This is a genomic window from Candidatus Limnocylindrales bacterium (genome assembly GCA_035571835.1).
Classification (GTDB): Bacteria; Desulfobacterota; Binatia; order UBA1149; family CAITLU01; genus DATNBU01.
This window is the reverse complement of the sequence record DATNBU010000039.1, coordinates 288,604-302,518: the sequence shown is the minus strand read 5'-3', so window position 1 is coordinate 302,518 and position 13,915 is coordinate 288,604. Positions and strand designations below refer to the sequence as shown.

Below are 13,915 nucleotides of genomic sequence, written 5' to 3'. Positions count from 1 at the left end.
ACATGGCCGGAGTAAATCCCGTAGAGCTCGATCCGCAGCTGAACGCCGACGACCTCGAGTCGCCGGATCTTCCGAAGCTCGCCCGCATGGGCAAGGACATTCTCGACTCGGTGCAGTCGATCCGCGCGATGCTTCAGGCGCGCGCCGACGTGCTGGAGACGTGTCGCGAAGTGCTGACGGATCAGCATGCCAAGGTCTCCGACCAGCGTGAGCGTCTCGAGCGCGAGCAGGCGGCGCTCTGCGACGAATATGAAAAGCGCGAGCTCGACCTCACCGAACGCGAGAAGCGTTACGAAGGGCTCGAGGACAGGATCCGGCAGCTGAGCGCGACGTTCCAGGTCGAGGCCGACGACCTCAAGCGCCGCGCGGAGGAAATCCGCCGTCGCGATGCCGAGCAGACGCAGCGCAAGATCGCGCTCGACGGCCGCGGCGAGCAGCTGAACGGGCTCGAGCGTGAGCTTGCCGAACAGCGTCGCGCGTACGAGCAGAACATCATCGAGCTCGACGCCGACCGCCAGAAGCTCGCGGCCGCAGAGAACGATTTCGAAAGCGCGCGCGAGAAGTTCGCGCGCGAGTTGGCGGCGCTGCAGAGCGATCGCGAGCAGCACGACCAGGCCGCTTCGCTTCTCGAAAGCGACCGCCACACGTTCCAGCAGTCGCTCGAAGCACTCGAAGCCCGCCAGGGCGAATTCGAAAAGCAGGTGTCGGCACTCGAGCGACGCGAGCAGCAGGTCGTCGAGCAGCAGGGAACCCTCGAGCTGCGCATCCAGCAGCTCGCCAAGCAGAAGGACGACATGATCGCGCTGCGCCGGCGCTGGGAAGAGAAGATCAACGAGCTCAACGCGGCGAGCACCAACCTGAGCTCGCTGCGCGAGCAGCTGGTCGAGGAAGTCGGTCACATCTCGAACGAGCGGACCGATCTGCTGAACCGTTTCGGCCTTACCGAGCGGACCTGGAAGAAAGGTTCGCCGGCCGACGGCGGGCTGCCGTCGACTGCCGAGCCGGCGCCGCCGGCGTCGGTCGAGCGCTACCAGAAGCTTTGCCGCGACGCGCGCCGTCGCGCGATCGGCGCGATCTGACCGAGCTGAGCTGAGCGGAGAAGGAGACGAGGATGCTTCGAAGTTTCTGGCGTCAGGATATGCCCGCCGGCAGTGGACGTTCCGGTGTCGATGAAGATCCGCTGCGCGCGTGCATGCAGCAGGAACGCTTCGGCGTCATCGTCACGCGCGGCGAGAAGTGGCGTGCACACCAGGACTACGAGCAGGTCTTCCAGGCTGCGCTCGACGCCATCGATCACCGCTTCTCGCTGGTGCCCGAAGGCTTCGTTTCGATGCCGACGACGGTCAGCGACGAGCCGGGATGCCCGGAGCTAGATTTCGAGACCGAGCCGTTCCTGCTCTCTCGCACGTGCGTCACCAACGCACAGTTTCAGAAGTTCGTCGATTCGGGAGCCTACGAGGATCTCGAGATCTGGCCGGAGTCGATCTGGCCGCATCTGATCAGCTTCCAGGACCAGAGCGGCAAGGCCGGTCCGCGCTTCTGGCGCAGCGGCCGGCACGATCCGGCCAAGGCCGATCATCCGGTGGTCGGCATCTGCGCATACGAAGCATCCACTTACGCAAACTGGGCCGGATTCCGCCTGCCGACCGAAGCCGAATGGCAGATGGCCGCAAGCTGGCGCATCCGTACGTCGGCGCATGTGTTCCGGCGTTATCCGTGGGGCGACTCGCACGATCCGCGCCGCTGCAACACGTGGGCATCGGCCAAGAACACGACGGTACCGGTCGGAGCGTACGCCGAAGGCGCGGCGCCGAACGGCGTGCTGCAGCTGATCGGCAACGTCTGGGAGTGGACGGCGTCGGACCTCGAGATGACCGACGAGAAAGGACGCCCGATCGTCGGCGACATGCTGCTCAAGGCGATTCGCGGCGGAGCGTTCGACACGTACTTCTCGAGCCAGGCCACGAGTCATTTCCGCACCGGTCTCGCGTGCCTCGCGCGCACGCACAATGTCGGCTTCCGCTGCGTCCTGGACGCCGGCCGCCGCGAGTCCTGACGCAGGCAGAGGAAAAACCAGATGGGATGGATGCAGGCAGACCCCGGTGATCCGCAGCTTCGCTGCATGATCTGCGACGCGCTCAACACGATGGACGTCGTCGTCTGCAGCGAGTGCTCGGCGCCGATGGCGCTGGTTCACGATTCGGTCACGCAGGGCAGGGCCCCGCAGATCATCAGCGTGCTCGGCGACAGCAACGTCGGCAAGACCGTCTATCTCGGGTTCCTTCTCGACATGCTCTCGCAGCGGGCGAACGAGTTCGAGGCGATTCCGAAGGGCGCCTACAGCGTCGACCTGCAGCAGAACGTCGTCGCGAGCATGACGCAGCGCCAGTTCCCGTCGAAGACCGCGATGGAGCCCGACCGCTGGAACTGGGCGTACTACCAGGCGCGCAAAGCCGGCGGCCGCCGCTCGAAATGGTACGACCTCGTGATGCCCGACCTGGCCGGCGAGTCGCTCGCCGCCGAGATCGCAAGCCCTGCAACCTACCGCGTGATCCGCAGCCTGCTGACCAAGTCGGCCGGTGCGATGCTGCTCGTCGATGCGGCGCTCGCCGCCAACGGCGCATCGCGGCCGGACTTCTTCGCGCTCAAGATGATGAGCTACATCGACTCGCTGTTTCAGACCAAGCGCGACGCCAAGGTGCAGACGCCGATCGCGGTGGTGCTGTGCAAGGCCGACCACTGTCCGGAGAGCTTCGATGACACGCGGCGTTTCGTGCAGGGCAGTCTCAACCGGCTGTGGAACCTGTGCGAGAGCCGCTTCCAGACGATCGAATACTTCGCCTGCAGCTCGGTCGGCTCGCTCGCCTATGCGACCGGCGCCGACGAGGAAGGCCTCGACTTCGCAAGGCCGATCCCTCTTCACACCTCGCTGCAGGGCATCCTGGAACCGTTCGAGTGGTTGATCTCCAGGATGTAGGCGCCGCCGCCGGAGCAGAAATGCTCCAGTGCGATCGCACAATCTTCACGTCCCTGCCTTCGCGAACCGGCGAGGGCTACCGGCTCGTGGCGTGGAGCGCAGGGCTGCGTCCGGAAGAACGCCAGGAGCTGACCCGCCGCGCGCCGTCGCATGATTCGCTGACCGCCGCGCCGGCCAAAGCCCGCACCGGAACGAGAACGCTTGCCGCGGCAGCGGCCGCATCCGTGCCGCCGTCTACGCCAGCCGTTGCGACCTCCAGCCCTTCCGCGGCAGCCGAGGATCCGCCGCACGGGATCATCCAGTTTCATCTTCAGATCAGCGGACGCGCGGGCTGGGGATTTACTCGCGTCGCCGGCGCGGAACATACCCGCCGCGGCGGCGGACGCGTGTGGACCGATTTCCTCGTATGCGACGCCGCCGAAGCCTGCGCGCACGGGCTTCACATCAGCGAGATTCGCGCGGCGCTGGCGGCAGCGCCCGAGCTGAAGCAGCCGCTCGGCGGCTCACCGCTTGCGCGAGTCGCGATTGCACGCGTTGGCTCCGGATCACCCGCCGCGCGCGGAGCGCGTGCGGTTTCCGCGGCGGCCGCCACGGCGTCGCTGCTGCTTGCCGATCAGGCGTGCGTCATTGCCGCCGGCACGGATGCGCCCGAGCTTCTCGAAGATGCGCTGCGAATGATTCCCGCATCGCTGCGCTCGGGCATCGACGCTTGCGCCGGGTTTCGTTTCAGCCCGTCGCGCGGCGTGAAGGTGACGATTACCGACCGCATCGACCAGGACACGATGCGCGCCACGCGCGGCCAGGGTGTGGTCTGCGTCGATCTCGAAAAGCAGATGCCGCAGGCGTCCGGACCGATGGTGCCCTGGCTCACGCTGATGTCACGATGGTGGAGCGAGGAGCGCGGCTCCGATGCGGCGGAGCTTGCCGATCGCCTCGGCGCAGGCTGGACTCCGGAAGAAATCGTTCGCGTGGCGGCGCTGTGCGAAGCCATCGATCGCGGCGACGAGCGGCCCGAACGGCTGGGCGAGCTGCTGGTTCGGCGAAACGCCGCGTAACCGGTTGCGTTCCGCGACGGCCGTGCCGGTTCAGGAGAGCAGCGCGTCCATCAGGTCTTCGTACGTGTCGGTGCGCCGGAACTGCGGGAACTCGCGCGCGACGTTGTCGGGGCACGAGAACAGGATCCCGCGGTCGGCCTGACCGAGCATCGCCGTGTCGTTGTAGCTGTCACCGGCGGCATGCACGGTGAACGCGAGCTCCTGAAGCGCCGCGACGGCTTTCTTCTTGCCGTCGGCGATGCGCAGGCGGTAGTCGGCAACGCGCCCGGAATCCTCGACGACCAGCTCGTGGCACAGCAGCGTCGGCCAGCCGAGCTGTCGCATCAGCGGCGCCGCAAACTGGTAGAACGTATCGCTCAGGATGACGACCTGGGTCTTCGCGCGCAGCTCCTCGAGAAACTCCACGGCGCCGTCGAGCGGCTTCAGCGTCGCGATCACGTCCTGGATGTCCGGCAACGTGAGCTTGTGCTGGTCGAGGATCGCGATGCGGCCGCGCATCAGCTTGTCGTAGTCGGGTTCGTCGCGCGTCGTGCGTCTCAGCTCGGGAATTCCCGTTTTTTCGGCGAACGCGATCCACACCTCGGGCACGAGAACGCCTTCGAGGTCGAGACATACGATGCGGGGCATGACGTGGATTCCTTGTGAGGCAGGGGCGCGGGCCGTGATCGAACAGTCAGATGTAAGCCGGGTTCGATGACTGGCGAACGCGCTGCGCTTCGCGGACCGACGAACGACCCGCGCCGCTTCCTTCCCGCAAGGAAAGGAAGCGGCGCGCGCGTGATTGCTCAGCTCTTGCCGGCCTTGGCCAGCTCGGCGTCGATGATCTGCTTGAAGCCGTCGAGCGATTGCGGCCCGACCATCTGGTGCCCGTTGATGTAGAACGTGGGCGTGCCGGAGACACCGATGTCGCCGCCGGCCTCCATGTCCTCGTCCACCATCTTCTTGGCCGTTCCGGCGTCGAGGCACGCCGCGAGCTTGGTCTTGTCCACGCCGAGCGTGGCGACCGCCGAGTCGATGGCTTCATCCGACAGGGCGGCCTTGTACAGCGCATCGTGCACTTCCCAGAACTTTCCCTGTTCTCCGGCGCAGCGCGCGGTCTCGGCCGCCTTGCGTGCGAACTTGTGGAACGGGAGCGGATAGTCGCGGTGCACGTAACGGACCTTGTCGCCGTAGGCCGCGATGACCTGCTGGATGGTCGGCTCGGCGCTCTTGCAGTACGGGCACTCGTAGTCGGAGAACGCGATGATCGTGACCGGCGCCGACGGGCCGCCGCCGCGCGACATCCTGCCGCCGTCGGTGACCGCAACGACCGGACGCTCCATCTTGACGGTCGCGTTGTACTTCTTCTTGAGGTCGGTGAGCAGGGTCTGCACCTTCTGCACGCGCTGCTGCTTCTTCAGGTACTCGACGATGCGGCCCTTGACCTCATCGAGCGGCTTGCCGTCGATGCCGGGCTGGTCCTTGTTCTCGTCGTAGATCTTCTGGACCTGCTCCGCGCTCGGCTCGTCGACCGGAGCCGACAGCAGCTCCTTCTGGTACTCCTCGAGGGTCTTTCCTTTCTCCTTGGCGTCCATCGTCAGGACCTTTTCGGAGACGAGGTTGTTGAGACCCTGCTCGAGGATTTCGTAGCGCTGGTTGTCGAGCTCGATCATCTGGGACTTGACGGCTTTGTCGAGCTCGGCGCGCGTAATGTTCTGGTCGCCGATGGTGGCGACGACGTCCGTCGGTGAGCCGTCGTCGGCCATCGCGGCACGCGGTTGCAGAAGGACGGAAAAAGGCAGCGCGAGAGTGAGCGCAACGGCAAGCGGGGCGAGGATTCGCTGAATCATGAACATCTCCTGGGAACGAGGTGGGATCGAAAGGCTCTTGGTGAACTGCAACGCAAGATAGTTGGGAGCGGCGCCGAAAACCAACTGCGCCGCCGCCGGGCCGTGTGGACCTTGCGAGGTGCCCCCGCTAATCGGGGCGGTCATGCCGCAGATCATCTACAACATGAAGGGCGTCCGGAAGATGACGCCGCAGGGCCGCGAGATCCTCAAGGGGATGTGGCTGTCCTTTTACGACGGAGCGAAGATCGGCGTGCTCGGCCTTAACGGCTCCGGCAAGAGCACGCTCCTTCGGATCATGGCCGGGATCGACAAGGAGTTCGCGGGCGAGACCATCGTCGCCGACGGCGTCTCGATCGGCATGCTGGCCCAGGAGCCCGCCCTCGATCCCGAGCGCACGGTCCTCGAATGCGTAGAGGAAGGCGTCGCATCGACCCGGGCGCTGCTGACCCGTTTCGAGGAGATCTCGGCACGATTCGCCGAGCCCATGTCCGACGCGGAGATGGACAAGCTTCTGGCTGAGCAGGGCCGCGTCCAGGACGCCATCGACGCCGCCGACGCGTGGGAGCTCGATCGCCATCTCGAAATCGCGATGGATGCGCTTCGCGTGCCGCCGGCGGATGCGAGGATCGCCACACTCTCGGGCGGCGAGCGCCGCCGCGTTGCCCTCTGCCAGCTGCTGCTCAAGCAGCCCGACATCCTGCTCCTCGACGAGCCGACCAACCATCTCGACGCCGAGTCGGTCGCATGGCTCGAACGGTTCCTGTCCGAGTACAAGGGCACCGTCGTCGCCGTCACGCACGACCGCTACTTCCTCGACAACGTTGCCGGCTGGATCCTCGAGCTCGACCGCGGCGAAGGCATTCCGTGGGAAGGCAATTACTCGTCGTGGCTCGAGCAGAAACAGAAACGCCTCGCTCAGGAAGAAAAGGAAGCGTCGAGCCGCCAGCGCACGCTTGCCCGCGAGCTCGAGTGGGTCCGCATGTCGCCGCGCGCACGCCAGGCCAAGAGCAAGGCGCGCGTCAGCCAGTACGAATCGCTCGTCAGCGAGCATGAGAAAGCTCAGGCCGCTGCCGAGAGCGGGCGCATCGTGATCCCGCCGGGGCCGCGTCTCGGCGACGTGGTGGTCGACGCCAAAGGCCTGCGCAAAGCGTACGGCGAGAACCTGCTTTTCGACGGGCTCGACTTCATGCTGCCGCGCGGCGGAATCGTCGGCGTCATCGGCGCCAACGGCGCCGGCAAGACGACGCTGTTCCGCATGATCACCGGCAGCGAAAAGCCCGATGCGGGAACGCTGACGATCGGCGACACCGTACTGCTCTCGTACGTCGACCAGTCGCGCGACGCGCTCGACGGAGAGCGCACCGCGTGGGAGGAGATCAGCGACGGCGGCAAGGAATTCGTCATGGTGGGCAAGCGCCAGGTGAACTCGCGCGCGTACGCCGCGTCGTTCAACATCAAGGGCAACGACCAGCAGAAAAAGGTCAAGGTCCTTTCGGGCGGCGAGCGCAACCGGCTGCATCTTGCCAAGCTGCTCAAGGCCGGCGGTAACCTGCTGCTGCTCGACGAGCCGACCAACGATCTCGACGTCGACACGCTGCGCGCGCTCGAGGAAGCGCTCGTCGAGTTCTCCGGCTGCGCGGTCGTCATCAGCCACGATCGCTGGTTCCTCGATCGCATCGCGACCCACATGCTCGCGTTCGAAGGCGACTCGCGCGTGGTGTGGTTCGAAGGCAACTACCAGGACTACGAGGCCGATCGCCGCCGGCGTCTCGGCGTGGACGCCGACCAGCCGCATAGGATCAAATACCGCAAGCTCACCGCCTGACGCATGAACGGGAAAGCCCTTCTTCGCTGCATACTGGCAGCGTTCGGATTGCCGGCATTCGTCGCTCTCGCGATCGGGCTTTTTCTCAAGCAGACAACCGGACTGTCGGACGGCGCGATCCTGTTCGACGTTGCGGTGGCCGGACAGCTTGCGATCACGATCGCAGCCATCGGTCTTGCGGTCGGACCCCGGCACGAACCGCGGTGCCGCCGTTTCCTGCTCACCTTCAGCGGACTGCTCTTCGCATTGCTCCTCGGGGCCGGTTTCGGAAGCTGGGTCGCGCGTCGAAACTGGGGAATGAACCTCACCGGCAACATCGTCGTCGACATGCTGCCGAACATGCCGGCTCTGTTAGGCATGCTGGGGTGGCGCGCAGCCGTCGCGATCTTCGCCTGGCTCGTGGTGAGCTTCGGTCTTGCGCGGAGCTGGGTGAATTTCCTCACGCGGCGCGAGCTCGACATGAGGCCGGCCCTGCACGCGCTGATGATCGTGCTGATGCTGGCGACCGCGGGCGGGATCGGCGCCGCGTCGAAAGCCGGCGCAGCCTTCGACGATCCGCTGTTCAGCCTTCTCGGGGTGACGTTCTACCCGGCGCTTGCGCCCACCGCGGTGAGGATCGCGGCATGGGAACGCGACGAGGAGCTGCGCCGCACGTTCGACGGCGGCGTACCGACCCGCAAGCACGTCGTGCTGATCGTCAGCGACGGTGTCCGGCCCGACCGCCTGTCGTTTTACGGATACGCGCGCAAGACGACTCCGTTCCTCGAATCGCTGACGCAGAGCCCCGGCTGGCAGCAAGTGCCGGTCGCCTATTCGGCAGCCACCGAATCGCTTGGTGGAATCGGATCGATCGTCTCGGGCCGCAGCACGCGAACGATGAGCGGGCGAAGCTACGGCATCGTCGAGTACTTCGCGCGTCACGGTTTCCGCACCCATCTTTTTCTGAACGGGATTCACAACTGGTACGAGCTTCGCACGCTGTATGGATCGAAGATCACGACGTACCACGATCTGCGCGAGTCCGCGCCGAACATCCCGCTTCACGACGACATGCAGATCGTCAACTGGCTCACGCAGATGCCCGCGGCCGACGACAGTCCCGACTTCCTGATGATGTTCCTGATGGGTACGCACGAGAGCGCCCCGCTGCCGCCCGAGGAGCAGCATTGGTCGCACCTCGAATCGGCCGAAGCACAATTCGAGACTTCGCCGCCGGGGCCCGACGACTGGCAGCAGTTTTCCGAGCGCTACGACGATTGCCTGCTCGCGACCGACCGGCGCCTCGAGAAAATCTGGAAGATTCTCGAGGCCAAGGGCTATCTGCGCGACAGCGTGGTCATCTACAGCTCCGACCACGGGCAGATGCTCGGCGAGCATCATTCCTTCGGGCATGGAAATCACGTGTGGGAAGACACGCTGCGCATCCCGATGGGAATCTGGAGCGACACGCCTCTGCCTCCGATCGACAAGGAGCGCACCGCGTGGACACCCGACATCGCGCCGACGCTCGCCGAAGCCGCAGGCCTGAAGCCGCTGCCGACCTGGGACGGGATATCGCTTTTTTCATCGCGTCCCCGCACGGCGTTCTGGTCCGATAGCGTCTGGCACGTCAATCACGTGCGCGCGGCATTCTACGAAGAAGCATCGCATCGCTGGAAGCTGCATCAGCAACTCGACGAGAGCGGAACCCCGATCTCGCAGCAGCTGTTCGATGTCGCTTCGGATGCGTCGGAAACCGTCGACCGGATCGCACAGGCCGACCCGCAGCTCCTCGCGCGACTGCAGGAAATTGCGTCGTCCGACGGGACTTCCGCGACGCAACGCTGACCGTCGATTCGCCGGACCCGCATCGATCAGAACGGCTGGCAGAGCGTGGACGCTTCCAGCGGACCTCTCGGTGCGCACGTGTACGTCCGGACCTCGAGCGGGAGAAACCCTGGAAGGTTTGCGCACCGGTGCGTGTCGACCAGCGTCAGGCCCGGTCGCTGCGGTGCTGCGGCGGTGAGCAGATATTCCGCCTGCGGCTGAAACCACGGCACCCACACTCCGTGCTTCCTGCCTTTCCAGGTCTCGGCCATGGTTTCGTAAAGATAGTAGCCGTTGAAGGCTACGCCGCCGTTGATGCGAATCGGAGCGACGCCCCCGTCGCGCAGGGATTCGGCAAGGTCCCACTCGCAGGCCGAGCTTCGTATCCGCTGGTCCACGAGGAGTGCCGACCCGGCCGCAGAGGCAACGAGCAGCAGGGCCGAGATCTGCATTCGGCGGACGGACGGTGAGCGGCCGTAGAGCAGCACGGGAATCACGAACGGGAGCGGCGGCAGGAAGTAGCGATCGAATCCGAGCCCCGTCATCAGATTGAAGCCGATCATGAACACCGCAGTCGCAGCAAAGAATCGCAGCGCGGCGGGAACTTCGTGGGAAACTCCGGCCGGAGTCTCGCGATGGTCCACGCCGCGCACCAGGTCGCTGTGGAACAACGCGGCGAGCAGCACGATTCCCGCGAGCATCGAGAGAATCGTCCAGACCAGCTCGACGGTTCTGGTCTGATCCCCGAGACCGAGCGGCACCAGCAGCGCGATCGGTTGCAGCAGATGCGGCAGGTACGGCATTCCCAGCCCGTAGCCGAACCACAAAACGATCGTGCTCGCCGCCAGCAGCACGCAGCATGCGGCCAGCATTGGCTGGCCGCGTCGAATCTGTGTGCTGGCGGCGACGACGGAAACCGGAACCAGGAAGCCGCCGAGGTAGTGCATGGCCGACAGCACTCCATAAGCGGTGCTCGTCGCCAGATGGTACGGATCGCTCCAGCGAAACCGCACCATCTCTTTCTGCCAGCCGAATGCGCGAGGCACGTCGCCGATCCAGTGGATCCACAGGTAGACCATGCCGACGACGAGCGGAGGCATCAGCCACGGAAGCAGTGAGCGCGGCTTCACCTTGCCGGCAGGCCACGCGTAGACGAACCATGCGAACGGGAAGATCAGCGCGTGCTGCCGTACCGCCGCTGCTCCGGCGAACGCGAGGCCCGTGCGCCAGAGCGCCGCGTCGCGGCCGGATCGGTCCCATTCCAGCAGCGCGAGCGCTCCGAGCGCGGAGAAAAAAAGAAAAGGAATCTCGGTCTCGAACGCCATCGACTGGATAAGCCAGATGGGATTGATCGCGACGGCTGCGACGCCGAGCAGTGACAGGCCTCGGCCGATACCGAGCCGACGATAGACCAGCAGGAACAGATCGAGCGTGATCGCCGACAGCACAAGCGTGAAATGGTTGAGCACGGACGGTGTCGGCGAAAACACCGCAGCGACCGGCCAGGCGAGAAGCATCTGGCCGACGAGCGTCATGGCCTGCACGTCGCTGAAAACGAGCCTGCCGTGCTCCACGAGCTGCTTCTCTGTCCACGAGAAGACCCACGAATCTCCGAGCGGCACGCGGCCATCTCCCTGCAGGAGAAGCCCGACGACGAGGAACACGGCCGGGACGACGAGAAAGTCGATGCCCGGTTTCCACAGCGAACGCGTGCGCGGTGCTGCCGGCGCAGTCTGCGCCGCTCGATCCGTCGCTGCGGAGGATGACGGGCGGATTTCGCGCCGCTCGATCACGCGTGAATCAGCGGCCTGCGCTCCTTCCACGGCATCGCCTGCTCGAGCTGCGATGCGAGTCGCAGGAGGACGTCCTCGCGGCCGTATGCGGCGACCGCCTGCACGCCGATCGGCAGGCCTTCGTCGTTCCAGTGAAGCGGCAGCGAAATCGCCGGCTGTCCGCTCACGTTGAACGACATGCAGAACGGACTCATCGACGTCCAGCGCGCCATCACTTCGATCGCTTCGCCGCCGTGCGGACCGAGCGGGCCGAGCGGCCACGGCGGCTCGGCCACCGTCGGCGTCAGCAGCACGTCCCATCCGTCTTCCCACCACGCGGCCAGCCCGCGCGAATACAGCGAAAGGCTTTCGGTCGCCTCGACGTAGCGCGTGGCGCTGGTCGCGCGGCCCATCTCGACGGCCATCTGCGTCGTCCGCTCCACTTCGTCCGGACCGATGGTGCGGCCGATGCGCTCCGACCAGCGATCGATCTCGCGCGCGATCGACGCGCAGAACACCGTCAGCAGGCTGCCGTCGTCGGATGCATCGAGCGTCGTCGGCGACGCCGGCTCGACGTGATGTCCGAGGCCTTCGAGCACGCGCGCCGCGGATTCGACCGCGCGAATGCAATCGGCGTGGACCGGATGCGTCGAGCCGGAGAGCGCGGGCCGCTCGGTGCGCAGCCCGATGCGAAGCCGCCCGGGATCGCGGCCGACTTCTTCGGCGTAGGGACGTTCGGGCGCCGGTGCAGTGTACGGATCGCCGGGCGCCGGCCCGCGCGTGGCATCGAGGATCCCCGCGGTGTCGCGCACGGTGCGCGTAAGCACGTGCTCGTGCGTGGTCTGCCACCAGAACTCGCCGAAATTGGGTCCGAGCGTCGTGCGTGCGCGCGTGGGCTTGAGACCGACGAGGCCGCACGCGCTGGCCGGCGTGCGAATCGAGCCGCCCATGTCGTTGCCGTGTGCGGCCGCGACCATTCGCGATGCGACCGCTGCTGCCGCGCCGCCGCTCGAGCCGCTGGTCGACAGCGCCGGGTTCCACGGATTTCGCGACGGACCGTACGCAAGCGGCTCGGTCGTCGGCGAGAACGCGAGCTCGGGGGTGTTGGTCTTGCCGACGAACACGAAACCGGCGCGGCGAAAACGCGCGGCCAGATAGCTGTCGGTCTGCTCGTGCCAGTCGATGTCGCGCAGCACGCGCATGCCGCAGTGATACGGATCTCCAGCCGTGTGGCAGACGATGTCTTTTACGAGGAACGGAACGCCGCGAAACGGTCCGTCGGGAAGCTCCGGCGACGCAGCGGCGGCACGGGCCTTCTCGTAGAGCCGGTGAATCACCGCGTTCAGCTGCGGATTCAGCCGCTCGATGCGTGCGATTGCCGCTTCGACGAGCTCGGACGGCGTGGCTTCGCTCGTCCGCACGAGCTCGGCCTGGGCAGTCGCGTCGAGATCGGCGAGCGTGTCGGCCGCCGGGCCCATCACGCGCCCTTCGCGTCGCCGCTGAACGAAAGGATGTATCCGAGCTTCGGATCGGCGCGCCCATCGAGCGTATCGAGATAGACGCTTTCGATCGCCGATTTTCCCGAGCGGTGCTCGGGCTGGATCCAGCTGCTCACGCGACCGACGAACGAGGACCATGCTGCGCCGGTGCGCTCCTGAAGGCCGGCCGGACCCCAGTCCGCAAGGCGCCGCGCGGCATGATCGGGTGCAAAGAACAGCACCGGTGCCGGCCCGGGGAAGCTCATTCCGAATGCGAGGTGATCCCAGTGCGTACCGCCGACGCTGCAGCTGTAGCGGAGCGCGTCCCGGAAATGCTCGTGCACCGAAGTCGTCACACGGCCGTCGCCGGCCATGTCGACGAAGACGGTCGGCACGTCCGACGGGAGGCTCGAAATCTCGTCGTATGCGACGACGCGGTGATAGCAGCCGAGGCTCTCGACGAACTCCTTGTTCGCACGCGACGTGAGCCCGACGACTTCGCACGCATCGCGTCCGCGCCGCGACAGGCAGAACGCAAGACCGATCGACGTCTTGCTCGACGCGCTCGACAACACGACCGAGCGCGCGCCGAAGAAGTTTTCCGACGCGAGGAAGTCGTCGATCAGAAATCCGGTCAGGAACAGCGGGCGGAACAGCATCTGCTCGGCTTCGTGCCTTGCGTCGTATGCGGCGTCGCCGCGCGTGCGTGAGTACTGGTTGTAGATCGCCGGCAGATCGAGGCGGTGAGGCGAGACTTCGGAGAATCCGGCCGGCGTGACACGGTCCACGGTCGCGACGAAGTACGTCGACATCGGCAGGTATCCGTAGATGCGCTCGCCCGCCGGAAGATCGGGATGATTGCTGCGTGCCACGGTGGCAAATCCCCACACCGGCACGGTTCCCCAGCCCTCGGGCGCGGGAAAGAAGCTCCAGTAATTCATCATCTCGCCGAACACGGCGTACGTGACGTTGTTGGCGGTGAACGCGAACGCATCGACCGAGAGAACCGCCTGACCGCGAGCGAGCTCCACGGTTGCGGGCGCCGGCAGCTCCGACCAGCGGGTTGCGTGAAAATCCTTGCGTCCAACGAGAAATGCATCGTTTGCCGTGGTGGTCATCGGTGTTCCCTTCTGAAATCGCTGTGATTGCCGGGATTGCTGGCGGTGCTTCCGA

At 65.9% G+C, this 13,915-nt stretch carries 11 protein-coding genes; 6 read left to right on the top strand and 5 right to left on the bottom strand.

From position 1 onward, the window contains the following. Positions 1 to 2 precede the first annotated feature (2 nt). The 4 genes from VN634_18350 to VN634_18335 are packed head-to-tail and all read left to right on the top strand — an operon-like array spanning position 3 to position 4,032. A complete protein-coding gene (locus tag VN634_18350) occupies positions 3 to 1,079 on the top strand; it encodes a hypothetical protein (GenBank protein ID HXC52853.1) in 1,077 nt (358 codons plus the stop codon). 32 nt (positions 1,080 to 1,111) lie between these two features. Next, a complete protein-coding gene (locus tag VN634_18345) occupies positions 1,112 to 2,056 on the top strand; it encodes an SUMF1/EgtB/PvdO family nonheme iron enzyme (GenBank protein ID HXC52852.1) in 945 nt (314 codons plus the stop codon). Between the two features lie 30 nt (positions 2,057 to 2,086). Beyond that, positions 2,087 to 2,977: a hypothetical protein gene (locus tag VN634_18340; GenBank protein ID HXC52851.1), complete on the top strand. Its 891-nt coding sequence runs from the start codon at positions 2,087 to 2,089 to the stop codon at positions 2,975 to 2,977. A 20-nt stretch (positions 2,978 to 2,997) separates the two neighbouring features. After that, positions 2,998 to 4,032 (top strand): hypothetical protein, encoded by a 1,035-nt coding sequence (locus VN634_18335; GenBank protein ID HXC52850.1) that lies wholly within the window; start codon positions 2,998 to 3,000, stop codon positions 4,030 to 4,032. A gap of 30 nt (positions 4,033 to 4,062) precedes the next feature. Here VN634_18335 and thrH read toward each other — a convergent pair whose 3' ends face one another. Then, positions 4,063 to 4,659: a bifunctional phosphoserine phosphatase/homoserine phosphotransferase ThrH gene (gene thrH, locus VN634_18330; protein ID HXC52849.1), complete on the bottom strand. Its 597-nt coding sequence runs from the start codon at positions 4,657 to 4,659 to the stop codon at positions 4,063 to 4,065. Between the two features lie 158 nt (positions 4,660 to 4,817). After that, on the bottom strand, positions 4,818 to 5,861 hold the full coding sequence (locus tag VN634_18325) for a thioredoxin domain-containing protein (GenBank protein ID HXC52848.1): 1,044 nt from the start codon (positions 5,859 to 5,861) through the stop codon (positions 4,818 to 4,820). A 118-nt stretch (positions 5,862 to 5,979) separates the two neighbouring features. Here VN634_18325 and ettA point away from each other — a divergent pair, with 118 nt between their 5' ends. Together ettA and VN634_18315 are read left to right on the top strand one after the other, a co-directional pair. Next, the gene (ettA, locus tag VN634_18320; GenBank protein HXC52847.1) at positions 5,980 to 7,686 is read left to right on the top strand and encodes an energy-dependent translational throttle protein EttA; all 1,707 of its coding nucleotides are present in this window, start codon (positions 5,980 to 5,982) and stop codon (positions 7,684 to 7,686) included. A 3-nt stretch (positions 7,687 to 7,689) separates the two neighbouring features. Next, on the top strand, positions 7,690 to 9,513 hold the full coding sequence (locus VN634_18315; protein ID HXC52846.1) for a sulfatase-like hydrolase/transferase: 1,824 nt from the start codon (positions 7,690 to 7,692) through the stop codon (positions 9,511 to 9,513). Positions 9,514 to 9,539: 26 nt separating this feature from the next. Here the strand turns inward: VN634_18315 and VN634_18310 are convergent, their stop codons facing one another. From VN634_18310 to VN634_18300, 3 genes are read right to left on the bottom strand one after another with little or no spacing between them, the layout of a single operon-like run. Beyond that, on the bottom strand, positions 9,540 to 11,285 hold the full coding sequence (locus VN634_18310) for a hypothetical protein (GenBank protein HXC52845.1): 1,746 nt from the start codon (positions 11,283 to 11,285) through the stop codon (positions 9,540 to 9,542). Further along, on the bottom strand, positions 11,282 to 12,742 hold the full coding sequence (locus tag VN634_18305) for an amidase (GenBank protein HXC52844.1): 1,461 nt from the start codon (positions 12,740 to 12,742) through the stop codon (positions 11,282 to 11,284). The genes VN634_18310 and VN634_18305 overlap by 4 nt, the downstream gene beginning before the upstream one ends. Beyond that, complete coding sequence (locus VN634_18300) at positions 12,742 to 13,860, bottom strand: DUF2855 family protein (GenBank protein ID HXC52843.1); 1,119 nt, start codon at positions 13,858 to 13,860, stop codon at positions 12,742 to 12,744. The genes VN634_18305 and VN634_18300 overlap by 1 nt, the downstream gene beginning before the upstream one ends. Between the last annotated feature and the right edge of the window lie 55 nt (positions 13,861 to 13,915).

Coding starts and splice junctions, on each gene's coding strand:
- VN634_18325 (HXC52848.1), bottom strand. CDS start 5,861: ATGATTCAGCGAATCCTCGCCCCGCTTGCCGTTGCGCTCACTCTCGCG.
- VN634_18305 (HXC52844.1), bottom strand. CDS start 12,742: ATGGGCCCGGCGGCCGACACGCTCGCCGATCTCGACGCGACTGCCCAG.
- VN634_18350 (HXC52853.1), top strand. CDS start 3: ATGGCCGGAGTAAATCCCGTAGAGCTCGATCCGCAGCTGAACGCCGAC.
- VN634_18335 (HXC52850.1), top strand. CDS start 2,998: ATGCTCCAGTGCGATCGCACAATCTTCACGTCCCTGCCTTCGCGAACC.
- thrH (HXC52849.1), bottom strand. CDS start 4,659: ATGCCCCGCATCGTATGTCTCGACCTCGAAGGCGTTCTCGTGCCCGAG.
- VN634_18345 (HXC52852.1), top strand. CDS start 1,112: ATGCTTCGAAGTTTCTGGCGTCAGGATATGCCCGCCGGCAGTGGACGT.
- VN634_18340 (HXC52851.1), top strand. CDS start 2,087: ATGCAGGCAGACCCCGGTGATCCGCAGCTTCGCTGCATGATCTGCGAC.
- VN634_18315 (HXC52846.1), top strand. CDS start 7,690: ATGAACGGGAAAGCCCTTCTTCGCTGCATACTGGCAGCGTTCGGATTG.
- VN634_18300 (HXC52843.1), bottom strand. CDS start 13,860: ATGACCACCACGGCAAACGATGCATTTCTCGTTGGACGCAAGGATTTT.